This window comes from Rathayibacter sp. PhB151, from assembly GCF_004366415.1.
Taxonomy (GTDB): domain Bacteria; phylum Actinomycetota; class Actinomycetes; order Actinomycetales; family Microbacteriaceae; genus Rathayibacter; species Rathayibacter festucae.
On sequence record NZ_SOEN01000007.1, the window covers coordinates 83,722 to 106,577 of the forward strand.

Consider the following 22,856-nt stretch of genomic DNA (forward strand, 5'->3'; position numbering starts at 1 on the left):
CGGTTACCGCGTTCCCCAGTTGTAGAACTGCTTGTGGAGTTTCAGATAGACGAAGGTCTCGGTCGAGAGCACCCCCGGGAGCGACCGGATCTCCTGGTTGAGCAGGGCGATCAGGTCGTCGTCGTTCTCGCAGACGACCTCGGCGAGGATGTCGAACGTGCCGGCCGTCAGCACCACGTAGTCCACCGCGGGGATCGCCGCGAGGCTGTCCGCGACCACCCTGGTGTCCCCGGTGACGCGGACGCCGATCATCGCCTGCCGGTAGAAGCCGAGCTGCATCGGGTCCGTCACGGCGACGATCTGCATCACGCCCGACTCGGTCAGCTTCTGCACCCGCTGGCGGACGGCCGCCTCGCTGAGCCCGACCGCCTTGCCGATCTCGGCGTAGGACCGCCGGCCGTCGGCCTGCAGCTGCTCGATGATCGCCTTGGACACGTCGTCGAGCTGGAGCGGGCGCGGCGCAGGAGGGCGGGAGGGGCTCATGCGATGATCCTGGCAGCCTCGGCGGGGCCCGGCAAGTGAATCCGCATCGGCGAGGCGTCCCGGATGACGGAATCCACTGTCGCGGAAGCGCTCTCGCCCATGCGGGCGACGGTCGGTCCGATCCTCCGCGCGGGCGCTGCCGGGCGCCGCTGAGCGGGCGTCTCCGGTGCTCGCACAGCCGCTAGCATCGGAGGGATCGGCCCGCGTGCGCGGAGCCGGCGGAGGCGAGGAGACGCGATGACGCAGATCGGCCGCAGCCGAGCGTCGGTGACCGTCCCCGTCTCGGCCTGGTCCTCGGACACGCCCTCCGCGGAGGTCACCCTCGGCTGGGCGGCGCGCACCGAGGTCGGCCTGGTGCGCAGTGCCAACGAGGACAGCTACCTCGCGAAGACGCCGCTCTTCGCCGTCGCCGACGGGATGGGCGGTCACGCGGCGGGAGAGGTGGCGAGCGACGCCGTCGTGTCCCGGCTCTCCCTCGCCGCGACCGGCAGCACGGTGGGAGCCGAGGAGATCGACCGCGCGCTCCGTGAGGCCGTGGACGACATCGCCCGCCAGTCGCAGACCGCCGACGGCGGGACCGGGACCACCGTCACCGGAGCGGCACTGACCGCCGTGGGCGGCGAGCCCTACTGGTCCGTCTTCAACATCGGCGACTCGCGCGTCTACCTCTGCGTCCAGGGTGCCCTGGTCCAGCTGACGGTCGACCACTCGATCGTCCAGGAGCTCGTCGATGCCGGCCTGATCACCCGGGACGAGGCCGACGTGCACCCGCACAGCAACGTGATCACCCGGGCGGTCGGCTTCCACGAGCCGCCCGTCCCCGATTACCGTCTCGTTCCCGTCATCGCCCCGTCGCGGCTGCTGATCTGCTCGGACGGCCTGACCAAGGAGCTCACCGACGCGGGCCTCGAGCACGTGCTCTCCACTGCGGAGACGGCCCAGGACGCCGCCGACGGACTGGTCGAGGCGGCGCTCGGCAACGGTGGACGCGACAACGTGACGGTGATCGTCGTCGACGTGCTCGCCGTCACCGGCGAGAGCGACTGATCGAGGACCCGGGAGGCCCGCCGGAGCCCCGGGTAGCATGGGTCGAGGAGGGGTGGTCTCGGTGATCTGCAGCACGTGTGGCTCCACCCTCGATCCCGGGGCGATCCTCTGCGGAGAGTGCGGCACCTCGGTGGCCTCGCACGCTACTCCCGGCGCCTCCCGCCCCGCGTCGACCGGCGACACCACCGTCCTCGACCCCTCTCGCCGTGCCTGGCTCCCCGGTCTCGCACCGGGCCGGCACCGGCGGCCCGCTCCCGGAGCGCCCATGGCGCCGCCGAGTCAGGGGCTCGTGAAGCTGATCTTCGCCTCCGGGCAGCACGCCATCGTCACCGGCAGCGGTCTCATCGGCCGCCAGCCGCTGCCGGATGCGGGCGAGACCTTCCGGCACATCCTCGCGGTCCCGGATCCGACGCGCTCGCTGTCGAAGACGCACCTCGAGTTCGGCTTCGACGAGGGCGGCCTGTGGGTCAGCGATCGATGGTCCGCGAACGGCACCGTGCTGGTCGCCCCCACGCAGGCCCCGCTCCCGCTCGAAGCGGGCCGCCGCTACCGCGCGAAGATCGGCAGCAGGCTCCTGCTGTCCGCGGTCGAGATGGCGGTGGAGCGGGTCGACGGCTCCTCCACAGCCTCGAACCGTCCACCGATCACCCGCTGACCCACCGCGCGCGGCCGGCGTCCGCTTCGCTGGTCGGATGACGATCCAGCACCCCCGGGCACGGCTCCTGCCGCCCACCCCGCCGAGCTCGCCACCGCGGCCGCCGTTCCCGTGGATCGCGGCGCTGACCCCGGTGCTGTCGTCCCTGGTGCTCTACGCGCTGACCTCGTCGCCGTACACGCTGGCCCTCGCCGCGCTCGGACCGGTGGTCGCGCTCGCCTCCTTCCTCGACGCGGCCCGACTCCGCGGCCGCACCGCGCGGCGGGAGGCGGAGCGCTACTCCCGGGAGCTCGCGGAGCACACCGCCGCGACGGCGGAGGCGCGGGCGGAGGAGCTCGCCGCCCTCCGCCGCGCGTCGCCGCTCCCGCTCGACGTGCTCGAGCAGCGCGTCCCGGCGGACGCCCGCTGGCGCCGGCCGGCGGAGGGACTCGAGGTCGTGCTCGGTCGAACGAGGGAGACCGGGGAGGGGGCGCAGGGGGACGGGGAGGTGCTGCTGGCGGCGATGTCCTCGGGGATCGGCGTCGTCGGCCCCGCCGTCCTCACCCGCGCGCTTGTGCGGGGGCTCCTGGTGCAGATCGCGGAGCTCGTCACGCCGGAAGCCCTCCGCATCGAGCTGCCGTCCGGAACCGGCTGGCGCTGCCTCCGCGCTCTTCCGCACACGCGGTCGGCCGGCGCGCCGCTCGCCCTCGCCGTCCTGGAGGGGGACGCGGCGACCGAGGCGGACGCCGTCCTCGCCCTCGCCGGCACAGCGGCCGAGCTGCCGAAGCGGTGCCGCTGCATCGTCCAGCTCGGCGGGGCCGGCGTCGCGAGCGTTGTCGGCCGGAGAGGGCCCGGCACCACGGAGCCGCTGGTCGTCGACTTCGTGGCAGCGGAGCAGGCGCGCGGCTACGCCGAGTCGCTCGCCGCCGCCCGCGGCGCAGGACCGGCGGAGCTCCCGGAGACCGTGCTGCTCTCCGACCTCGGTGGCCGGGACGGACCCGACGACGGCACCGGCCTCCCGGTGCTGCTGGGGCGGACGCCGAGCGGCCCGATCGAGATCGATCTGGTGCGCGACGGGCCGCACGCCGTCGTCGGCGGGACGACGGGGAGCGGCAAGAGCGAGCTCCTGATCGCCTGGGTCGTGGGGCTGGCGATCCGGCACCCGCCGACCGCCGTGACGTTCCTGCTCGCGGACTTCAAGGGCGGCGCGGGGTTCAGCGCGCTCCGGCCCCTCCCGCACGTGACCGGGGTGATCACCGATCTCGACACCGAGGGGGCTCTCCGCGCCTTCACCAGCATCGCCGCCGAGCTGCGCCGTCGCGAGGTGGTCCTCGCCGAGCGCGGCGTCCCGGACATCGCCCGGCTGGCACCCGGTGTGCTCGCGCGACTGGTCGTCGTCGTCGACGAGTGCGCGGTCGTGCTGGAGCGCGCACCGGAGCTGCACCGCACCTTCGCCGACATCGCCGCGCGCGGGCGCTCGCTCGGCGTCCACCTCGTGCTCTGCACCCAGCGGCCGGTGGGCGTCGTCCGCGACGCGGTCGCGGCGAACTGCGGCCTCCGGATCGCGCTCCGGGTGCACGACGCCGCCGACTCGCGAGCGCTGATCGGCTCGGACGCCGCCGCGCGGATCCCGCACCGCGCGGCGGGCCGGTGCGTCGTGTCGGTCGGCGGCCGCGGACAGCTGGTCCAGGCGGCTCTCGCGCAGGAGGACGACATCGCCAGGGCGAGGCGGAGCGGCGCCGGGTCGGCCCCGGCGCACCGGCCCTGGCTCGACCCGCTGCCCGACCGGATCCCCCTGCCGGAGCACCGGCGGACGGGCCGGATCGTGCTCGGCGTCGTCGACCGCCCGGCCGAGCAGCGCCAGGACGTGGTCCACCTCGATCACCGCTCCCTCCTCGTCCTCGGAGCAGCGGGCTCCGGTCGCAGCGGCGCGCTCCGCACGGTCGCCGCGCAGCTCGGCGGCGCTCGCACGGTCGGCCCGCTCGACGTCGAGGAGGCCTGGGACGCGGTCGTCGCCGAGGAGGGGCCGTCCGGTCCGCTCCTGCTCGACGATCTGGATCTGCTCTTGCGGCGCTGCGCCGAGGACGAGCGCCGGCGACTCCTCGACGCCCTGCAGACGGCGCTCCGCTCCGGCGGGGAGCCGATCGTCGCCACCGCCCGCCGGGCGACCGACGGTCTCGCCGGCCTCCGGGACGCCTTCGACGACGTCCTGCTGCTGCGCGCCGCACACCGGCAGGAGCACCAGCTGCTTGCGCTGCACGGCGAGCCGTACCGCGGCGACCTGCCCCCGGGCGGCGGCTGGTGGCGCGGGGAGCGGATCCAGGTCTTCGCGCCGCCGCCGTCGCCGCCGTCGCCGTCGGGCAGGCGTCCGGCGGCCGTGCCGGTCGTGCCGAGGGGCGAGGAGCCCTTCGTGGTCCTGACGAACCGCGCGGGGGCGCTGCGGGCGAGGCTCACCGCGGTCGGCGTCCCCGCGCTGCCGGTCCCGGCGGTGGCGGACGGGCTGCCTCCGGCCGGCGCGGCGATCCTCGGGTCGGTCGCGGAGTGGTCCGTGGCGAGGGCGCTCCTCGCCCGCCTCCGCGCGAGCGCTTCCGTCGTGCTCGACCTCCCCCCGGCCGAGGCGCGGGTCGTGCTGGGTCCGCTCCCGCCGGCACCTCTCTGCGCGGGCGACAGGGTGCTGCTCCTGGTGGACGACCGTCTCCGTCGTGCGCGCTGGCCGGACGCCCCGGCGTCCTGACCACCGGCGCCGAACAGGAGGAATCCGTGGTCGGAGAGCCCTCGGAGCGCGGATTTCGTGACAATCATGTTTCCAGATCACCGATCTCCTCCGTCCGTCATCGACAGACGTCCGAGCACTGTGCCAGTATTTCCCCACGTTCACGCCGGTGGGCCCGAGCACCGACGCAGTCAGGAGCCGCAGCCATGACCCGTCCTCTCCCGAGGGACCCCGTCCTCCGCGAGGCCATCGCCGTCGCACGATCCCGCGAGCGGGAGAGGCGCGCGATGCTCTCGCGGCGCGCGGTCCTCGGCGGCCTCGGGCTCGGCGTCGGCGCGCTGGCGCTCGCCGGCTGCGCCCCGGTCTCGCGGGCCGCCCCCACCGCCGCGGTCGACGAGTCCGCCTCCGATCCGAGACTGGTCTGGGACAACTGGCCGGCGTACCTCGACGAGGACGACGACGGCGGATACCCGACTCTGGCGGCGTTCGAGGAGCAGTCCGGCATCTCCGTCACCTACAACGTCGCGGTCGACGACAACAACTCCTACTACGGCAAGGTCAAGGACCAGCTCGCGCTCGGCCAGTACATCGGCGCCGACACCGTCTGCCTGACCGAGTGGATGGTCTCTCGGCTGGCCCGGCGCGGCTACATCCAGGAGCTCGACCACGCCAACATCCCGAACATCGCGAACCTCACCCCTTCGCTCGCGAACCCGGACTTCGATCCGGGCCGCCACCGCTCCCTCCCGTTCCAGGCCGGCTTCGCCGGGATCTGCTGGAACAAGGAGAAGCTGCCGAACGGACTCGCGAGCGTGGAGGACCTCTGGGATCCGGCACTGCGCGGCCGGGTCGGCGTGCTCAGCGAGATGCGCGACACCATCGGGCTGATCATGCTCGCCCAGGGCACCGACATCGCCGGCTCCTGGGGGGACGACGAGTTCATGAACGCGATCGACGTCTTCCGGAAGCAGGTCGACGAGGGCCAGATCCGCAACATCAAGGGCAACGCGTACCTCAACGACCTGCAGAACGAGGACACCCTCGCGGCGATCTGCTGGTCGGGCGACATCACGCTGATCAACACCGAGGCCGGCGACAAGTGGGAGTTCGCGCTCCCCGACTCCGGCGGCACCCTGTGGAACGACACCTTCGTCGTGCCGATGGGCTCCCAGCGCAAAGCCAACGCGGAAGCGCTGATGAACTACTACTACGAGCCGGAGGTCGCCGCCGAGGTGGCCGCCTGGGTCAACTACATCACCCCCGTCGACGGAGCGAAGGACGCCATGGAGAGCATCGACCCGGAGCTGGCCGAGAACCAGCTGATCTTCCCCGACGAGGACACGCTCGCGCAGTCCCACATCTTCCGGACGCTCACCGCGGACGAGGAGAAGGACTACCAGGCCGAGTTCCAGAAAGTGCTGCTGGGCATCTGATGGCGATGGGAACCTTCGCCGAGCGCGGCGCCGACCTCGAGCTGGTCGGGATCAGCAAGCAGTACCCAGGCTTCACCGCCATCGACTCGCTGGATCTGACGATCCCCGCGGGCTCCTTCTTCGCCCTCCTCGGGCCCTCCGGCTGCGGGAAGACGACCACCCTGCGCCTCGTCGCGGGCCTCGAGGAGCCCAGCGCCGGCCGGATCCTCATCGGCGGGAAGGACGTCACAGCCACCAAGACCTTCCAGCGCCCGGTCAACACGGTCTTCCAGTCCTACGCGCTGTTCCCGCACATGTCGATCCTCGAGAACGTCGCCTTCGGCCTCAAGCGCCGCCGGATCGACGACCCGGTGGGCAAGGCGCACGAGGCGCTCCGGCTGGTCGAGCTCGACCACCTGGCCCAGCGCCGCCCGGCCCAGCTCTCCGGCGGTCAGCAGCAGCGGGTCGCCCTCGCCCGCGCCATCGTCAACCGGCCCGCGCTGCTGCTCCTCGACGAGCCCCTCGGCGCGCTCGACCTCAAGCTCCGCCGCCAGATGCAGCTCGAGCTGAAGTCGATTCAAGAGGAGGTCGGCCTCACCTTCCTGCACGTCACGCACGACCAGGAGGAGGCCATGACCATGGCCGACACCGTCGCGGTGATGAACAAGGGCCGGATCGAGCAGATGGGCGCCCCCGAGGCGCTCTACGAGCTCCCGCGGACGGTCTTCGTCGCGAACTTCCTCGGCCAGTCGAACCTCTTCACCGGCGAGGTCGTCGGCTCGACCGCCACGGCGCTGACGATCGCGGCCGGCGACGCCCGGATCGTCGTGCCCACCGCCCGTGCCGCTCGCGAGTCCGGGGAGATGACCATCGGCGTCCGCCCCGAGAAGCTCCTCCTGCTCACCGAGGCGCCGGCCGACACTCCGGACCGCAACGTGCTCGGACCGGGCCGCGTGGTCGACGTCTCCTTCAGCGGCGTCAGCACCCAGTACACGATCGAGATCCCGACGCTCGGCTCGATCGTCGTCTTCGCGCAGAACATGGTCTTCGGGCCGGTCGTCGGCGAGGGCGCGCAGGTCTGGGTCAGCTGGAGCATCGAGCACGGCTTCGGTCTGGCCGACGAGCCGGGCACCGTGCCCCGCTTCGCCGCCGACGACTCCACCCGCTCGATCGCCCTGCAGAAGCGCGGGCTGCTCGCCGGACGCTCCGGAGGGGCGTAGGCATGGCCTTCGCCGCGTTCGCGACCGGCTCGGCCGACACGCTCGATCCGCCGGTCCGCCGGCGGTCGACGATCGCCCTGGTGCTCCTGCTACCGGGCATCGTCTACATGCTGCTGTTCTTCCTGACGCCGCTGATCTCGCTCGTGCTGACCTCGTTCCAGGTCGAGGTGCCGGACGGCGACATCGGCGAGTACGCGCCGGGCTTCGCCTGGCAGAACTACCTCGTCGTGATGGCCGACTACTGGCCGCACGCGATCCGCTCCTTCGGCTACGCGCTGATCGCCACGGTGCTCGCGCTCGTCATCAGCTACCCGCTCGCCTACTTCATCGGGGTCAAGGCGCGGCCGTGGCCGCTGCTGCAGAACCTGCTGCTGACGCTGGTGATCGCGCCGTTCTTCATCAGCTTCCTGCTGCGCACGCTGGCGTGGAAGCAGATCCTCGCCGACGAGAGCCCGCTCGTGCAGGCACTCAAGACCGTCGCGATCCTGCCCTCCGACGGCCACCTCACGGGGACCCCGATCGCCGTCGTCTTCGGCATCACCTACAACTTCATCCCGTTCATGACACTGCCGCTCTACACGACGCTGGAGCGGCTGGACACCCGGCTGCTCGAGGCCGGCTCCGACCTCTACGCGCACCCCGCCTCGGTGTTCTGGAAGGTCACGGTGCCGCTCTCGATGCCCGGCATCGTCTCGGGCACGCTGCTCACCTTCATCCCGGCCGCGGGCGACTACATCAATGCGAGCCGGGACTTCCTCGGCTCGTCGCAGACCTCGATGGTGGGCAACGCGATCGAGGCGAACTTCCTCACCCTCGAGAACTACCCGGCCGCGGCCGCGCTCTCGATCGTGCTGATGGCCGTGATCCTGGTCATCGTCGGCTTCTACGTGAAGCGCAGTGGAACGGAGGACCTCCTGTGACCGCCACCGCCGACCGGCCCGTCGCGAGCGCCCAGGAGGCGCTGGGGGCACCCGCTCCCGCACCGGTGCGAGGCCCGCGCCGCTTCAAGGGCCTCGGGCTCGGGATCTACACCGCCCTCGCCCTGATCTTCCTGCTGATCCCCATCGGCTACACCTTCGTCTACTCGTTCAACGACTCGGGCAAGAGCAACCTCGCCTGGCGGGGCTTCACCTTCGACAAGTGGGTGTCGGCGTGGACGAGCGAGGAGGTGATGACGGCGTTCGGCAACAGCCTGCTGGTCGGCGTCGTCGCGACGGTGCTGGCCACCGCACTCGGGACGATGATCGCCATCGCACTCGTGCGGTTCCGCTTCCGGTTCCGCTCGGCGATCAGCCTGCTGCTGTTCCTGCCGATGGCCACCCCGGAGGTGGTGCTCGGCGCCGGTCTGGCCGCCCAGTTCCTCGCGCTCGGGACCGAGAAGGGCCTGGTCACGATCATCCTGGCGCACACGATGTTCTGCATCAGCTTCGTCGTGGTGACGGTCAAGGCGCGCGTCGCGAGCCTCGACCCGCGACTCGAGGAGGCGGGGCGCGACCTCTACGCCTCACCGGGCCAGGTCTTCTGGCGGATCACCTTCCCGCTGCTGCTGCCCGGCATCCTCGCGGCGGCTCTGCTCTCGTTCGCGCTGAGCTTCGACGACTTCATCATCACGAACTTCAACTCCGGCTCCGTCACCACGTTCCCGAAGTACATCTACATCGCGGCGGCCCGAGGCATCCCCGCCGAGGCGAACGTGATCGCGTCGGCGGTGTTCGTGCTGGCGATCCTCATCGTCGTCGTCACGCAGGTGTCGGCGGCGGCCCGGGCGAAGCGGCTGGCGCGCACGCAGTAGCGGCGGGACCGACCGCTCCGGCGGCGCCCCAGCGCCTCAGACGTAGGAGGCGCGGACCGCGCCGACCGGCTTGCCGCCGCCGGTGACCACCGGATTGAGTCGCACCAGCACCTCGTTCGCCGCCGTGCGATCCACGGTGCCCGCCTCCACCAGCAGCTTGAGCGCGACCACCGTGGCGGCGCGCAGGCTGCCGTCGAGGATCTTCAGAGCGACCGTCGTGCCGTCGGGCGACGCCATCACGAGCACGCCCTCCGCGCCGAGCTTGGCGACCAGGCCGAGGCGCTCGATCACGACCGTGTTGTCGCGACCGGGCCCGTCCAGGGCCCAGGCGTTCTCGAGGATCGCCTCGGTCAGGACGCCGGCCTGCCGGTAGAGCCCGAACGGCGAGGCGGGGGAGGAGGAGACGATCCGCGAGATCCCCTTCGCGAGCGCGGTCAGCGGCAGCGCATGCACGGGAGCGCCGCAGCCGTCGACGGCAGAGCCCGCGATCCGCTCGCCGGTCAGGCGCTCGATCGTGTCCACGATGTGCTGCTGCAGCGGGTGCGAGCGCTCGAGGTAGTCGTCGGTGCTCCAGCCGTTCTGCACGCAGGCGAGCAGCATCGCCGCGTGCTTGCCGGAGCAGTTCATGTAGAGCGGATCCGCGCTCGCGCCGGCGCGCAGCAGCTTGGTGCGCGAGGCCGAGTCGCTCGGCCAGTCGGCCGGGCACTGCAGGGCGGTGTGGTCGAGGCCCGCGCGGAAGAGCAGGTTCTGCACCAGGGCGACGTGCTGCGGGATGCCGGCGTGGCTCGCGGTCGCGATCACCGCCTCCGCTCCGCTCAGCTCGACGCCGGCGGTCATCACGGCGAGGGCCTGGAAGGGCTTCAGGCAGGAGCGGGGGAGGACAGGCGCCGTCGGGGTGCCCAGGGTGCGGGCGACGCGGCCGTCGGAGTCGAGGAGCACGGCCGATCCGGCGTGGCGCGACTCGACGAAGCCGGATCGCTCGACCACCGCCAGTTCGACGGACTCGGCGAGGGTGAAGGTACCTGCGGACATCCCCCCATCTTGCCCGACGGCCCGGCGCCTCCTGAGCCCAGGGGCCGGGCCGTCGTCGGTGGGAGCGGGGCTCAGAGGGTCGCGAACGCCTCGCCGAGGACGGCCACGGCCTCGTCCAGCAGCTCGTCCGTGAGGGCGAGGCTGGGGAGGAAGCGCACCACGTTGCCGTAGGTGCCGGCGCTGAGCACGAGCACGCCGTGCTTGGCGGCGTAGTCGATGATCGCGCCGACCGCCGCGGTGTTCGGCCGCTTGGTCGTCTGCGCGGTCCCCGGCTCGACGAGCTCGATCGCCATCATCGCGCCGATGCCGCGCACGTCGCCGATGATGTCGTAGCGCTCCTGCAGGGCGTGCAGCGCGGCACCGAGGCGGGCGCCGATCCGGTCGGCCTCGGCGAGGAGGCCGTCCTGCTCGATCCGCTCGAAGACGGCGACGGCGGCGGCCGCCGCGACGGGGTTGCCGCCGAAGGTGCCGCCGAGGCCGCCGGCCTGCGCGGAGTCCATGATCTCGGCGCGACCGGTGACGCCCGCGAGCGGCAGACCGCCCGCGATGCCCTTGGCCGACAGCACCAGGTCCGGGACGAGGCCGAAGTGCTCGCTGGCGAACCAGGCGCCGGTGCGGGCCATGCCCGACTGGATCTCGTCGGCGACGAAGACGATGCCGTTCGCGGTGCACCACTCCTGCAGCGCCGGGAGGAAGCCCTGCGCCGGGACCATGAAGCCGCCCTCGCCCTGGACGGGCTCGACGACGAGGCAGGCCAGCGCGGACGCGCCGACCGTCTTCTCGAGGTACGCGATCGTCTGCTCGGCCGCCTCGGCGCCCGAGAGGCCGTCGTGGTAGGGGTACGAGCTCGGCGCGCGGTGGACGTCGCTCGCGAACGGGCCGAAGCCGAGTCCGTAGGGGAGCGCCTTGAAGTTCATCGCCATCGTCAGGTTCGTGCGGCCGTGGTAGGCGTGGTCGAGCACCGCGACGCCGGGGCGGCCGGTGTGCTTGCGGGCGATCTTGACCGCGTTCTCGACGGCTTCGGCGCCGGAGTTGACCAGCACGGTCTTCTTCGCGTGGTCGCCGGGGGTGTGCTCGCCGAGCAGCTCCGCGACGCGGATGTACGGCTCGTAGGGCGTGACGGTGAAGAGCGTGTGGGTGAGGCGGCCGAGCTGCGCGGTGGCGGCGGCGACGACCGCGTCGTCGGTGTGGCCGATCGTCGTCACGCCGATGCCGGCGCCGAGGTCGATGAACTGGTTGCCGTCGACGTCGACGAGGATCGCGCCGTGCGCGCGGTCGATGTAGACGGGGAGCGCGGTGCCCACTCCGGTGGGGACGACGGCGAGGCGGCGCTCGTGCAGAGCCCTCGATCGCGGCCCCGGGATCTCGGTCGCGACGCGACGCTCCTGGGGGACGGCCGACGTGGGAACCTGGGGGGCGAGCGTGTCTGTCATGGTCCCCCGAGTGTACCCGCGGGCCTCGGAGCAGCAGGGGTCCAGACCGTCGAGACCGGCCTGAACCACGGCCGAGAAGGAGGATTCCGATGCAAGCGGAGCACGATTACGCCGTATCCGTCGTCTGGGAGGGCAACCGCGGAACCGGCACCAGCGGCTACCGGGACTACGGGCGCCAGAACGTCCTCGTCGCCGAGGGCCCGCCGCCCATCCTCGCCTCGGCCGACAAGCCCTTCCGCGGCGACCCGGACCGCTGGAACCCCGAGCAGCTGCTGCTCGCCGCGCTCGCGCAGTGCCACCTGCTCTCCTTCCTGCACGTCGCGGTGAAGAACGGCGTCGTCGTGACCGAGTACGTCGACGACGCCGCCGGGCGGATGGTGCAGGAGGGCGAGGGCGGGCGCTTCGTCTCGGTGACCCTCCGGCCACGGGTCCGCGTCGCGCACGAGTCGATGGTCGAGCTCGCGCAGTCGCTGCACGGCGAGGCGTCGCGGCTGTGCTTCATCGCGAACTCGGTGAACTTCCCGGTCGGGCACGAGCCGCAGACCTCGGCGGCCGACGCGCACTGATCCGCGGCGAGCGCGTCGGGTGCGGCGGCGGGAGTCGTCAGCGCCGCTCGTGCGGCAGCGCGCGCTTGATCTTCTCGACCGTCGTGACCGGGGGCGACTCGTTGTAGACGCCCGCGGCCTCCTGGCCCGAGAGCGCATGGATCGCGGCCATCACCTCGTCGGTCGCGTGCCGGCGCGCGCGGCCCGAGTCGGCGGACCCGTGCCGGGAGAGGTCGAGCGGATCGCCGAAGCGCACGGTGATCCGGTGCAGGCGGGGGATCTTCGAGCCGACGGGCTGCAGCTCCTGGGTGCCGACGAGGCCGACCGGGACGACGGGTGCGCCGGTGGTGAGCGCGAGCCACGCCACGCCGGTGCGGCCGCGGTAGAGGCGGCCGTCGCGCGAGCGCGTGCCTTCCGGATAGACCGCGAACGCCTCGTCGCGCTCGAGGATCGCGCGGCCGAGGTCGAGGGCCTCCTGCGCGGCCTGGCCTGCGCCGCGCTCGACGGGCACCGCTCCGACCGCCGTGAAGAACGAGCGCGACGCGGCGCCGCGCGCGCCGGTGCCGGTGAAGTAGTCGGCCTTGGCGAGGAACTGCACCGGCCGCGGCGCCAGCAGCGTCAGCACGGGGGAGTCGATGAACGACAGGTGGTTGCTGGCGAGGATGACGCGACCGGTGCGCGGCACGTTGTCGCGGCCCTCGACGATCGGGCGGTAGATCATCCGGCCGAGGCGGCTCATCGTGAAGCGGGCCACGCGCGCGGAGACGCCGATCCCCGGGGGTGTCGGCGGTGTCGGAGCGTCGTCGGTCGGCATTCGCCCGACGCTACCGGCGGGTGCATGCCGCTCGGGTCATGCCCCGCCGACCGCTCCTCCGACCGCTCCGCCGGGGGCCTTTCCGCGGGCCGGGGCGGACGACCGCGGGCCGCCCCTCGTGACGAGGAGCGGCCCGCAGGTCGACGGAGAGGGAGTGACTCAGCCGAAGGTGGCGAGCGCCTCCTCGATGACACCCGCGGCGTCGTCGATCAGCTCCTCGCTGATGACCACGCTCGGCATGATGCGCAGGACGCTGTCCCAGCTGCCGGCGTCCAGGGCGATGACGCCGTTCGTCGTGACGTGCTTCAGGACGGCGGAGAGCGCCTCCGGGTTCTGCTTCTTGGTACCGGGGTGCACGAGCTCGACGCCGAACATCGCGCCCTTGCCGCGGACCTCGCCGACCACGGCGAAGCGCTCGGCCCAGTCGCCGATGCGGGCCTGCAGGGCGCGCTCGACGCGCTGCGCCTCGGCGATCAGGCCCTCGGACTCGATGGCCTCGAAGGTGGCGAGCGCGGCGGCGGTCGAGACGGGGTTGCCGCCGAAGGTGCCGCCGATGCCGCCGGGCTGGACGGCGTCCATGATCTCCGCGCGGCCGGTGACCGCGGCGAGCGGGAAGCCGCCGGCGATGCCCTTGGCGGTGGTGATCAGGTCCGGAACGACGCCGAAGTGCTCGATCGAGTACCAGGCGCCGGTCCGGGCGATGCCGGCCTGGATCTCGTCGGCGACGAAGACGATGCCGTTCTCGGTGCAGAACTCCGACAGGCGCTCGAAGTAGCCGGCCGCCGGGATGATGATGCCGCCGTCGCCCTGGATCGGCTCGACGAACAGTGCTGCCAGCTCCTCGGCGCCGATGTGGGTGCGGATGTAGTCGATCGAGCGCTCGGCCGCCTCCTCGCCCGTCATGCCCTCGGGGTCGCGGAAGGGGTAGCTCATCGGGAGGCTGTAGATCTCACCGGGGAACGGGCCCATGCCGGCCCGCTCGGGCCAGGGGCGGTAGGTCATCGCCATCGTGAGGTTGGTGCGGCCGTGGAAGGCGTGGTCGAGCGCGGCGATCGCGCGGCGACCGGTGTGCTTGCGGGCGATCTTGACCGCGTTCTCGACCGCCTCGGCGCCGGAGTTGACGAGGATCGAGTGCTTCTCGAAGTCGCCGGGGGTGATCTCGCCGAGCTTCTCGGCGACCCGCACGTAGTTCTCGTAGGGGGTCACCGTGAAGAGGGTGTGGGTCAGCTTCTCGGCCTGCGCGGCGGCGGCGGCCGCGACCGCGGGGTGCGCGTGGCCGATGGTGGTGACGCCGATGCCGCATCCGAGGTCGATCAGGCGGTTGCCGTCGACGTCGACCAGGACAGCGCCCGAGGCGTGGTCCATGTAGATGTTCGCGAGGGTTCCGGCGCCGCGGGAGACGCTGGCGACGCGGCGCTCCTGCAGCGCGATCGAGCGGGGGCCGGGGAGCTCGGTGACGAGCGCGCGGGACTGGGGGACCGAGAATTCACGCATTCCTCCATGCTAGGCGCGGCCCCCGGGGAGGGGGCCGGGGACGCTCCGGGGCGGCGCGACCGGGTGGGCGCCGTGGAGGGATCGTTCAGCCGGGGCAGAGGCGCAGCCCGCAGGATGGACCGATCCCCCCGACGTCGTCCCGCTCCCTGCCGGGCAGGAAAGGTGCACCCGTGCGCAGAACCCTCGCGATCCTCGCCGTCCTCGGCGCCTCCCTCGGCCTCGCGGCCTGCACGGGCGGTGCCCCCGAGGCCCTCCCGAGTGCGACCCCGACCCCGCTCTCCTGCATCTCCTCCGGAGACGCGTCCGAGGCGGTGGACGCCGCCGGCGACTTCGGGACCAAGCCGGTCACCGTCTTCCCCACCCCGATGAGCGTCGACGCGACCGAGGGCACCACCGTCATCGACGGCACCGGCGAGACGGTCGCCGAGGGCGACACCGTCCTCGTCGACTACACCCTGTACAACGGCACGAGCGGAGCCGAGTTCTCGGCGAGCAGCTACGCCTCCGGGGGCCGCGCGGCTTTCGAGGTCGACACCGAGCAGTACCTGGCCGGCCTGGTGAAGGCGGTCAACTGCGCCACCGTGGGCTCGCGCGTCGTCGCGGTCGTCCCGCCCGCCGACGCGTTCGGCGACGCCGGCAGCACCGACCTCGGGATCGCCGCGGACGACTCCATCGTGATGGTCATCGACGTCGAGGGCATCGTCCCCTCGGCCGCGACCGGCGAGCCGCAGGCCCCGGTCGACGGGCTGCCGACCGTGGCGCTCGCCGAGGACGGCGCCCCGACGGTGACGATCCCCGCGACCGACCCGCCGGCCGAGCTGCAGCTCGAGGTGCTCAAGAAGGGCGACGGGCAGACCGTGGCCGACGGCGACTCGCTGATCGTCCAGTACCAGGGCGTGGTCTGGGGCACCGGCGAGGTCTTCGACCAGAGCTGGGGCAAGGGCACGCCCGCGTCCTTCGGCACGGGCGACGTGATCGAGGGCTTCAAGGAGGCGGTGGTCGGCCAGACCGTCGGCTCGCAGGTGCTCGTGGTCATCCCGCCGGACAAGGGCTACGGCGAGGCGGGCAACGCGAACGCGGGCATCAGCGGCACGGACACCCTCGTCTTCGTGGTGGACATCCTCGCGGTGAGCTGACCCGGAGAGGCTCCCGGCCCGGGAGGGCCGGGTGCCGCCGTGCCAGGATGGGCGGATGCGCAGGGTCATCATCCTCGGCTCGACCGGGTCCATCGGCACGCAGGCCCTCGACGTCATCGGCGCGAACCGCGACCGCTTCGAGGTGGTCGGCCTGGGCGCCGGCTCCAACCGCGAGGTCGTCGCCCGGCAGGCGCGCGACTTCGGCGTCGAGCACACCGCCTTCGGTGCCGCGGAGGCCGAGCAGCTGATCCGCTGTGTCGACGCCGACGTCGTCCTGAACGGCATCACCGGCTCGGTCGGCCTCGGCCCGACGCTCGCGGCGCTCGAGGAGGGCCGCACCCTCGCCCTCGCGAACAAGGAGTCGCTGATCGTCGGCGGCGAGCTGGTCACCTCGCTCGCCGCTCCCGGCCAGATCGTGCCCGTCGACTCCGAGCACTCGGCGATCGCGCAGGCGCTGCTCGCGGGGGAGCACCGCGAGGTCCGCCGGCTGGTGCTCACCGCGTCGGGCGGTCCCTTCCGCGGGCGCGACCGCGCCTCCCTCCGCGACGTCGCCCCGGCGGAGGCGCTCGCGCACCCGACCTGGGACATGGGCCTGGTCGTCACGACCAACTCCTCGACGCTGGTCAACAAGGGCCTCGAGGTGATCGAGGCGCACCTGCTCTTCGACGTGCCGTACGAGCGGATCGACGTGACCGTGCACCCGCAGTCGATCGTCCACTCGATGGTCGAGTTCGTCGACGGCTCCACGATCGCCCAGGCCTCGCCGCCCGACATGCGGCTGCCGATCTCGCTCGGCCTCGACTGGCCGCACCGCGTCGCCGGCGTCGGCGTGCCGCTGGACTGGACCCGCGCGCAGTCCTGGACGTTCGAGCCGCTCGACGAGGAGGCGTTCCCCTCCGTCCGGCTCGCGAAGAAGGTCGGAGTCGCGGGGGCCTCCTACCCGGCCGTCTTCAACGCCGCGAACGAGCAGGCCGTGCAGGCGTTCCACGCCGGGCGGATCGGCTACCTGGACATCCTCGCGACGGTCGAGGCCGTCGTCGACGCGCACACCGTGGACGGCGAGCTGACCCGCGGGTCGCTGGCCGAGGCCGAGGCCTGGGCGCGCCGCACGGCCGATGAGCGGATCGCCGCCGCCTGAGCGCGATGGGCTGATCGCGCCCTCATCGCGATCCTCCAGCGCCTCTCCAGCCGAGGGGTCACCCCGCGGCCTACAGTGACCGAGTGGAATCCGTGCTGCTCTTCGTCCTCGGCCTCGTCATCATCGCCGTGGGCGTCGCCCTGTCGATCGCGCTGCACGAGGTCGGGCACCTCGTTCCGGCGAAGCTCTTCGGGGTCAAGGTCACGCAGTACATGATCGGCTTCGGCCGGACGGTCTTCTCCGTCCGCCGCGGCGAGACGGAGTACGGCGCCAAGGCGCTGCCGCTCGGCGGCTACATCGCGATGATCGGGATGTACCCGCCCAAGCACCCGGGCGACCGCGTCGGCGAGTCGAGCACGGGCTTCTTCAACGGACTGAACGGCAACGAGTCGGCGCCCGACCCCGAGCCCCGCCGTGGCGGCTACGCGACCATGATCGACGAGGCCCGCGCCGCCAGCGCCGAGACGATCGGCGAGGGCGAGGACCACCGCGCCTTCTACCGGCTCGCGGTCTGGAAGCGCGTCATCGTGATGTTCGGCGGCCCGTTCATGAACCTCGTGATCGCCACCGTCCTCTTCGCGGTGCTGCTCTGCGGCATCGGCGTCGCCCAGAACACGTCGACCATCTCCACCGTCTCGCAGTGCGTGGTCCCGGCGAGCGACACCACCACCGAGAGCTGCTCCGCCGACGACCCGCTCGCGCCCGGCGCCGCGGCCGGCATCCTGCCCGGTGACACCATCACCGCGATCGACGGCACGCCCGTCTCCTCCTGGAACGACCTCACCCCGATCATCCGCGCGTCCGCCGGTGTGCCGCTCAGCGTCGCCGTCGACCGCGACGGCCAGCCCCTCACCCTGACGATCACCCCGGCCGAGAACGAGGTGGCCGTCACCGACGCCGCGGGGAACGCGGTGCTCGACTCCTCCGGCGCGGTCGAGACGCAGACCGTCGGCTTCATCGGCATCTCGCCGACCCAGGCCCTCGTGCAGCAGCCGATCACCGCGGTCCCCGGCACCGTCGGCGAGAACATCAGGAGCGTCGCGGGGGTCATCCTCAACCTGCCGCAGCGCCTCATCGACGTCGCGCAGGCCGCCTTCGGCACCGAGGCCCGTGACGCCAACGGACCGATCAGCGTCGTCGGCGTCGGCCGCATCGCCGGCGAGATCGCCGCCTCCGACCAGCTGCCCGTCGTCTCCAAGGTGCAGACGATGGTCGGCGTCCTCGCCTCCCTCAACGTCGCGCTCTTCGTCTTCAACCTCGTCCCCCTCCTCCCGATGGACGGCGGCCACATCGCCGGCGCCCTCTGGGAGGGCCTGCGCCGCCGCATCGCCAAGCTCTTCGGCCGCCGCGACCCCGGCCCCGTCGACATCGCCAAGCTCCTCCCGCTGACCTACGCGGTCGTCCTGCTCCTCGGCGGCATGAGCGCGCTGCTGATCTACGCCGACATCGTCAAGCCGATCACGCTGTTCTGAGTCGTCTTGCACGCCGGTCCCTGCCCGGCGTGCCGCGGTCGGCTTCGCGACGGGTGGTGTCGAGAGGAGCGGGTTGCGGACGGCTATCGCGAATCGCTGGCACGCGATTCGCGCGTTCGCCTTCGAGGTGGCGCCGGTCCTCGCCCGGCCCGCCGCGAGCCGGAAGTCGGCGTTCTCGCGACGGTTCACCGATGAAATGAGGGACGAGAAGCGCACTGCGGCTCCGTAAAATGACGGCATGAGTTTCTCGTCGGACGGGCACGCGCTGACGGTGCGGCGAGCGGCGGAGGAAGCGGGAGTCGAGCTTCGACGGCACGACGAGGACGCCGCTCTGAGGATCGTCACTCAGGCCTTCGGCGGGCTCCGGCCTCAGTGCGCGGGTGAGGAGCTCGAGGACTTCCTCCTCGCACCGCGCTCGACCGGCGACCTCCGGTTCGACGTCCTGATCGCTGTCCTTGCGCGCCGGACGTCGCGTCAGCGAGGCCTTCGGATCCCCGACTGGACAGATGTCCGGGCCCTAGAAGAGGAGTGGATGCCCGGCACGACGGGCACGCCGATCCCGCAGTGGCGCGACATCGTTCGCCGAGAGACACCGCAGGACTTCCTCGAGAAGAACATCCTCGCCCGGGAGAAGAGCTGGTCGATCCGGTGACCGGTCGGCCGTCGCTCTTCAGCCAGGAGGAGCTCACCGCACTGCTCGCCGAGCTCGGCGAGAGGCTCGCGAGGCGCGGCGTCCGGCTCTCCGGATATGTGATCGGCGGCTTCGCCATGACTCGTGAGGTGACTGCGCGGCGTCTGACGGAGAACCTCGACGGGCTCTTCGCGGAATACTCCGCCTTGAGGGCGGAGGCCGAGGCGTTGGCGCGCGAGAAGGGCATCTCGCCGTCGTGGTTCAGCGACAGCGCGTCGTCCTTCGTCTAATTCGACCCGGCTGACGACATCGAGGCGACCGAGCTGACGATCGGCGACGGGCGGTTGCGGATCGCCTCGCCCCGCTTCCTCCTCGCGATGAAGCTCGCCGCGGGGCGCGCGAAGGACACCGGCGACCTGATCGCCCTCGTCCGGCACCTCGACCTCCACGATCCGGAGCGGATCGTCGACATCGCCTTCCAGGTCTACGGCGACGACAGCGTGACTCTCTCCGACTCGAGGGAGAGCGTCTACTACCAGGCCGCCGATCTGATCCGACAGGCCTACTCGGAGTAGCCGGAGCGGGAACTCGTTCCGGGTGGTGCGGCGCAGATCGGCGGGACCTGGGAACCGGGGGAGCGGCGGCGTCCGGCCGCACGGCGCGCGTACGATGGGGCTCGTGCCTGCTGTGAATCTGGGTTTGCCCAAGGTCCCCGTGACCCTCGCCCCCCGCCGGAAGACCCGTCAGATCAAGGTCGGGAAGGTGCTGGTCGGCGGTGACGCCCCGGTCAGCGTGCAGTCGATGTGCACCACGCCGACCACGAACATCAACGCGACGCTCCAGCAGATCGCCGAGCTGACCGCCTCCGGCTGCGACATCGTGCGCGTCGCCGTGCCGAGCCGCGACGACGCCGAGGCGCTCCCGATCATCGCGAAGAAGAGCCAGATCCCCGTCATCGCGGACATCCACTTCCAGCCGAACTACGTCTACGCCGCGATCGACGCGGGCTGTGCGGCCGTCCGGGTGAACCCGGGCAACATCCGCAAGTTCGACGACCAGGTCGGCAAGATCGCCGCCGCCGCCAAGGCCGCGGGCGTCTCCATCCGCATCGGCGTCAACGCGGGCTCGCTCGAGCCCAGCCTCCTGCAGAAGTACGGCAAGGCCACCCCCGAGGCGCTCGTCGAGAGCGCCGTCTGGGAGGCGAGCCTCTTCGAGGAGCACGACTTCCACGACTTCAAGATCTCGGTCAAGCACAACGACCCGGTGATCATGGTCCAGGCCTACCGCCAGCTCGCCGAGCGCGGCGACTGGCCGCTGCACCTCGGCGTCACCGAGGCCGGCCCCGAGTTCCAGGGCACGATCAAGTCGGCGACGGCGTTCGGCATCCTGCTCGGCGAGGGCATCGGCGACACCATCCGCGTCTCGCTCTCGGCGCCGCCCGCGCAGGAGGTCAAGGTCGGCCTGCAGATCCTGCAGTCGCTGAACCTCCGCGAGCGCAAGCTCGAGATCGTCTCCTGCCCGAGCTGCGGCCGTGCGCAGGTCGACGTCTACACGCTCGCCAACGACGTGACCGCCGGTCTCGAGGGCATGAGCGTCCCGCTGCGCGTGGCCGTCATGGGCTGCGTCGTCAACGGACCGGGCGAGGCCCGCGAGGCCGACCTCGGCGTCGCCTCCGGCAACGGCAAGGGCCAGATCTTCGTCAAGGGCGAGGTCATCAAGACCGTCCCCGAGTCCGAGATCGTCAAGACGCTCATCGAGGAGGCCAACCGCCTGGCCGCCGAGATGCCCGCCGACGACACCTCGACCGGCTCCCCGGTGGTCGTCGTCTCGAAGTGACCGCGGGCGGCGGACCGGCACACGCCCGGTCCGCCGCCACCCCGGACCGCGCGGGACACCCCGCCGCGGACTCCGGATAGGATCGTCCCTCGTGGTTACCCGTCTCTCGCACCTGTTCGTCCGCACCCTCCGAGAGGATCCGGCCGACGCCGAGGTCGCGAGCCACCGCCTCCTGGTCCGGGCCGGCTACATCCGCCGTCAGGCCCCCGGCGTCTTCGCCTGGCTGCCCCTCGGTCTGAAAGTCAAGCGCCGCATCGAGGCGATCATCCATGCCGAGATGGCCGCCGCCGGTGCGCAGGAGGTCCACTTCCCCGGGCTGCTGCCCCGCGAGCCCTACGAGCTCTCCGGCCGCTGGACCGAGTACGGCGACGGCGTCTTCCGCCTGAAGGACCGCAAGGACGCGGACTACATGCTGGCGCCGACGCACGAGGAGTTCTTCACCCTCCTGGTCAAGGACCTCTACTCGTCCTACAAGGACCTGCCGCTCTCGCTCTACCAGATCCAGGACAAGTACCGCGACGAGGCGCGACCCCGGGCAGGCCTCTTGCGCGGTCGCGAGTTCACCATGAAGGACGCGTACTCCTTCGACTACACCGACGCCGGTCTCGACGCGAGCTACCAGGTGCAGCGCGACGCCTACGAGCGGATCTTCGCGCGCCTCGGCCTCGAGTACGTGATCGTGCAGGCCGACGCCGGTGCGATGGGCGGCTCGCGCAGCGAGGAGTTCCTGCACCCGACCCCGGTCGGCGAGGACACCTTCGTGCGCTCGGCCGGCGGCTACGCGGCCAACGTCGAGGCGTACCGGACGCCCGTCCCCGAGGCGCTGCCCGTGGACGGGCTCGCCGAGGCGCGGGTCTTCGACTCGCCCGGCACCCCGACCATCCAGACGCTCGTCGACCTCGCCAACGCCCAGGAGCCGCGCGCCGACGGCCGCGCCTGGACCGCCGGCGACACGCTCAAGAACGTCGTCCTCGCGCTCACCGCGCTCGACGGAACCCGCGAGCTCGTCGTCGTCGGGCTGCCCGGCGACCGGGACGTCGACCTCAAGCGCGCCGAGGTCGCCTTCGCCCCCGCCGAGGTCGAGGCCGCGACCGAGGAAGACTTCGCGAAGCACCCCGCGCTGGTCAAGGGCTACATCGGCCCGTGGTCGGCCGAGGGCGCCGTCCTGGGGGAGGAGTCCGCCAGCGGCATCCGCTTCCTGCTCGACCCCCGCGTCGTCGAGGGCACCTCCTGGATCACCGGGGCGAACGTCGCCGGGAAGCACGTGCTCGACCTCGTCGCCGGCCGCGACTTCTCCGGCGACGGCGTCGTCGAGGTCGCCGACGTCCGCAGTGGCGACCCCGCTCCCGACGGCTCCGGCCCGATCGAGACCGCCCGCGGCATGGAGATCGGCCACGTCTTCCAGCTCGGCCGGAAGTACGCGGATGTCCTCGGCCTCAAGGTCCTCGACGAGAACGGCAAGCTCGTGACCGTCACGATGGGCTCCTACGGCATCGGCGTGACCCGGATCCTCGCGATCATCGCCGAGAGCAACCACGACGACCGCGGGCTCATCTGGCCCGAGAACGTCGCGCCGTTCGACGTGCACGTGATCGCGACCGGCAAGGACCCTGCGGCGCTCGCGCTCGCGGAGTCGGTCGGCGCCTCGCTCGAGGCCGCGGGCCGCGACGTGCTGATCGACGACCGGCCCAAGGTCTCGCCGGGCGTCAAGTTCGGCGACGCCGAGCTGATCGGCGTGCCGCTGATCGTCATCGCCGGCCGCAGCGCCGCCGACGGCATCGTCGAGCTCTGGGACCGGCGCACCGGCGAGCGCGAGCAGCTGCCCGCCGCCGAGGCGCTCGCCCGTCTCGGAGCCTGAGCGGCTCCGGTCCCTCCGTCCCGTCCGGCGTCATCTCGGTCGGTTATGCTCAATGGTCCCGACGCGCGGGCCCGGCTCCGGCCGTGGCGCCGCCGGCGTCGGACCGGTTTTCGACGTGGTCGCGCTGCGCCGCCACGCCCCAAGTGAATAGAGAGAAAGGCCCGCC

The 22,856-nt window shown here is 72.1% G+C and carries 21 protein-coding genes; 16 read left to right on the plus strand and 5 right to left on the minus strand.

What is annotated here, in order from left to right; all coding sequences use genetic code 11:
* Window positions 1-3: 3 nt before the first annotated feature.
* Window positions 4-483 (minus strand): Lrp/AsnC family transcriptional regulator, encoded by a 480-nt coding sequence (locus EDF35_RS07740; RefSeq protein WP_123445514.1) that lies wholly within the window; start codon window positions 481-483, stop codon window positions 4-6.
* A 237-nt stretch (window positions 484-720) separates the two neighbouring features.
* Between EDF35_RS07740 and EDF35_RS07745 the strand changes: the two genes are divergently transcribed.
* From EDF35_RS07745 to EDF35_RS07775, 7 genes are all read left to right on the plus strand, one after another.
* The gene (locus EDF35_RS07745; RefSeq protein ID WP_123445515.1) at window positions 721-1,530 is read left to right on the plus strand and encodes a protein phosphatase 2C domain-containing protein; all 810 of its coding nucleotides are present in this window, start codon (window positions 721-723) and stop codon (window positions 1,528-1,530) included.
* A 265-nt stretch (window positions 1,531-1,795) separates the two neighbouring features.
* Window positions 1,796-2,185, plus strand: coding sequence for a hypothetical protein (locus EDF35_RS07750; protein ID WP_133961659.1), 390 nt, complete (start codon window positions 1,796-1,798; stop codon window positions 2,183-2,185).
* A gap of 37 nt (window positions 2,186-2,222) precedes the next feature.
* On the plus strand, window positions 2,223-4,898 hold the full coding sequence (locus tag EDF35_RS07755; protein ID WP_133961661.1) for an FtsK/SpoIIIE domain-containing protein: 2,676 nt from the start codon (window positions 2,223-2,225) through the stop codon (window positions 4,896-4,898).
* 185 nt (window positions 4,899-5,083) lie between these two features.
* Window positions 5,084-6,310, plus strand: coding sequence for a spermidine/putrescine ABC transporter substrate-binding protein (locus EDF35_RS07760; protein ID WP_123702926.1), 1,227 nt, complete (start codon window positions 5,084-5,086; stop codon window positions 6,308-6,310).
* Window positions 6,310-7,509 (plus strand): ABC transporter ATP-binding protein, encoded by a 1,200-nt coding sequence (locus EDF35_RS07765; RefSeq protein ID WP_123445519.1) that lies wholly within the window; start codon window positions 6,310-6,312, stop codon window positions 7,507-7,509. Before EDF35_RS07760 ends, EDF35_RS07765 begins: the two co-directional genes overlap by 1 nt.
* Window positions 7,510-7,511: 2 nt before the next feature.
* On the plus strand, window positions 7,512-8,429 hold the full coding sequence (locus EDF35_RS07770; RefSeq protein WP_123732044.1) for an ABC transporter permease: 918 nt from the start codon (window positions 7,512-7,514) through the stop codon (window positions 8,427-8,429).
* Window positions 8,430-8,533: 104 nt separating this feature from the next.
* On the plus strand, window positions 8,534-9,301 hold the full coding sequence (locus tag EDF35_RS07775; protein ID WP_243839966.1) for an ABC transporter permease: 768 nt from the start codon (window positions 8,534-8,536) through the stop codon (window positions 9,299-9,301).
* 36 nt (window positions 9,302-9,337) lie between these two features.
* On the opposite strand, the gene EDF35_RS07780 is transcribed toward EDF35_RS07775, so the two are convergent.
* The gene (locus EDF35_RS07780; RefSeq protein WP_123702932.1) at window positions 9,338-10,333 is read right to left on the minus strand and encodes an asparaginase; all 996 of its coding nucleotides are present in this window, start codon (window positions 10,331-10,333) and stop codon (window positions 9,338-9,340) included.
* A 71-nt stretch (window positions 10,334-10,404) separates the two neighbouring features.
* Window positions 10,405-11,766 carry a 4-aminobutyrate--2-oxoglutarate transaminase gene (gene gabT, locus EDF35_RS07785; RefSeq protein WP_133961663.1) on the minus strand — a complete coding sequence of 454 codons (1,362 nt, stop codon included), beginning with the start codon at window positions 11,764-11,766 and terminating at the stop codon, window positions 10,405-10,407.
* A gap of 89 nt (window positions 11,767-11,855) precedes the next feature.
* Here gabT and EDF35_RS07790 point away from each other — a divergent pair, with 89 nt between their 5' ends.
* Window positions 11,856-12,332: an OsmC family protein gene (locus EDF35_RS07790; protein ID WP_123702936.1), complete on the plus strand. Its 477-nt coding sequence runs from the start codon at window positions 11,856-11,858 to the stop codon at window positions 12,330-12,332.
* A 37-nt stretch (window positions 12,333-12,369) separates the two neighbouring features.
* Here the strand turns inward: EDF35_RS07790 and EDF35_RS07795 are convergent, their stop codons facing one another.
* Both EDF35_RS07795 and EDF35_RS07800 read right to left on the minus strand, forming a co-directional pair.
* Entirely contained in the window at window positions 12,370-13,050 is a 681-nt protein-coding gene (locus EDF35_RS07795) for a lysophospholipid acyltransferase family protein (protein WP_243839967.1), read from the minus strand.
* Between the two features lie 234 nt (window positions 13,051-13,284).
* On the minus strand, window positions 13,285-14,619 hold the full coding sequence (locus EDF35_RS07800; RefSeq protein ID WP_133961667.1) for an aminotransferase class III-fold pyridoxal phosphate-dependent enzyme: 1,335 nt from the start codon (window positions 14,617-14,619) through the stop codon (window positions 13,285-13,287).
* Window positions 14,620-14,789: 170 nt separating this feature from the next.
* On the opposite strand from EDF35_RS07800, the gene EDF35_RS07805 reads away from it, so the two are divergent.
* From EDF35_RS07805 to EDF35_RS07840, 8 genes are all read left to right on the plus strand, one after another.
* Window positions 14,790-15,755 carry an FKBP-type peptidyl-prolyl cis-trans isomerase gene (locus EDF35_RS07805; protein WP_133961669.1) on the plus strand — a complete coding sequence of 322 codons (966 nt, stop codon included), beginning with the start codon at window positions 14,790-14,792 and terminating at the stop codon, window positions 15,753-15,755.
* 55 nt (window positions 15,756-15,810) lie between these two features.
* Window positions 15,811-16,893 carry a 1-deoxy-D-xylulose-5-phosphate reductoisomerase gene (locus EDF35_RS07810; RefSeq protein WP_133961671.1) on the plus strand — a complete coding sequence of 361 codons (1,083 nt, stop codon included), beginning with the start codon at window positions 15,811-15,813 and terminating at the stop codon, window positions 16,891-16,893.
* 83 nt (window positions 16,894-16,976) lie between these two features.
* Window positions 16,977-18,365 carry a site-2 protease family protein gene (locus EDF35_RS07815; RefSeq protein WP_208323038.1) on the plus strand — a complete coding sequence of 463 codons (1,389 nt, stop codon included), beginning with the start codon at window positions 16,977-16,979 and terminating at the stop codon, window positions 18,363-18,365.
* A 238-nt stretch (window positions 18,366-18,603) separates the two neighbouring features.
* On the plus strand, window positions 18,604-19,017 hold the full coding sequence (locus EDF35_RS07820) for a hypothetical protein (protein WP_133961673.1): 414 nt from the start codon (window positions 18,604-18,606) through the stop codon (window positions 19,015-19,017).
* Window positions 19,014-19,286, plus strand: a complete 273-nt coding sequence (locus EDF35_RS07825) for a hypothetical protein (RefSeq protein WP_133961675.1) — start codon at window positions 19,014-19,016, stop codon at window positions 19,284-19,286. The genes EDF35_RS07820 and EDF35_RS07825 overlap by 4 nt, the downstream gene beginning before the upstream one ends.
* Before the next feature lie 54 nt (window positions 19,287-19,340).
* A complete protein-coding gene (locus tag EDF35_RS07830) occupies window positions 19,341-19,571 on the plus strand; it encodes a hypothetical protein (RefSeq protein WP_166674046.1) in 231 nt (76 codons plus the stop codon).
* Window positions 19,572-19,674: 103 nt separating this feature from the next.
* On the plus strand, window positions 19,675-20,832 hold the full coding sequence (gene ispG, locus EDF35_RS07835) for a flavodoxin-dependent (E)-4-hydroxy-3-methylbut-2-enyl-diphosphate synthase (RefSeq protein WP_123445529.1): 1,158 nt from the start codon (window positions 19,675-19,677) through the stop codon (window positions 20,830-20,832).
* Between the two features lie 91 nt (window positions 20,833-20,923).
* On the plus strand, window positions 20,924-22,690 hold the full coding sequence (locus EDF35_RS07840; protein ID WP_133961679.1) for a proline--tRNA ligase: 1,767 nt from the start codon (window positions 20,924-20,926) through the stop codon (window positions 22,688-22,690).
* The last annotated feature ends 166 nt before the right edge of the window (window positions 22,691-22,856 follow it).

What these genes read in the sequence shown, in the direction of transcription:
- EDF35_RS07740 (WP_123445514.1), bottom strand. Translation starts at nt 483, where the DNA reads ATGAGCCCCTCCCGCCCTCCTGCGCCGCGCCCGCTCCAGCTCGACGAC.
- EDF35_RS07745 (WP_123445515.1), top strand. Translation starts at nt 721, where the DNA reads ATGACGCAGATCGGCCGCAGCCGAGCGTCGGTGACCGTCCCCGTCTCG.
- EDF35_RS07750 (WP_133961659.1), top strand. Translation starts at nt 1,796, where the DNA reads ATGGCGCCGCCGAGTCAGGGGCTCGTGAAGCTGATCTTCGCCTCCGGG.
- EDF35_RS07755 (WP_133961661.1), top strand. Translation starts at nt 2,223, where the DNA reads ATGACGATCCAGCACCCCCGGGCACGGCTCCTGCCGCCCACCCCGCCG.
- EDF35_RS07760 (WP_123702926.1), top strand. Translation starts at nt 5,084, where the DNA reads ATGACCCGTCCTCTCCCGAGGGACCCCGTCCTCCGCGAGGCCATCGCC.
- EDF35_RS07765 (WP_123445519.1), top strand. Translation starts at nt 6,310, where the DNA reads ATGGCGATGGGAACCTTCGCCGAGCGCGGCGCCGACCTCGAGCTGGTC.
- EDF35_RS07770 (WP_123732044.1), top strand. Translation starts at nt 7,512, where the DNA reads ATGGCCTTCGCCGCGTTCGCGACCGGCTCGGCCGACACGCTCGATCCG.
- EDF35_RS07780 (WP_123702932.1), bottom strand. Translation starts at nt 10,333, where the DNA reads ATGTCCGCAGGTACCTTCACCCTCGCCGAGTCCGTCGAACTGGCGGTG.
- gabT (WP_133961663.1), bottom strand. Translation starts at nt 11,766, where the DNA reads ATGACAGACACGCTCGCCCCCCAGGTTCCCACGTCGGCCGTCCCCCAG.
- EDF35_RS07790 (WP_123702936.1), top strand. Translation starts at nt 11,856, where the DNA reads ATGCAAGCGGAGCACGATTACGCCGTATCCGTCGTCTGGGAGGGCAAC.
- EDF35_RS07795 (WP_243839967.1), bottom strand. Translation starts at nt 13,050, where the DNA reads ATGAGCCGCCTCGGCCGGATGATCTACCGCCCGATCGTCGAGGGCCGC.
- EDF35_RS07800 (WP_133961667.1), bottom strand. Translation starts at nt 14,619, where the DNA reads ATGCGTGAATTCTCGGTCCCCCAGTCCCGCGCGCTCGTCACCGAGCTC.
- EDF35_RS07810 (WP_133961671.1), top strand. Translation starts at nt 15,811, where the DNA reads ATGCGCAGGGTCATCATCCTCGGCTCGACCGGGTCCATCGGCACGCAG.
- EDF35_RS07820 (WP_133961673.1), top strand. Translation starts at nt 18,604, where the DNA reads ATGAGTTTCTCGTCGGACGGGCACGCGCTGACGGTGCGGCGAGCGGCG.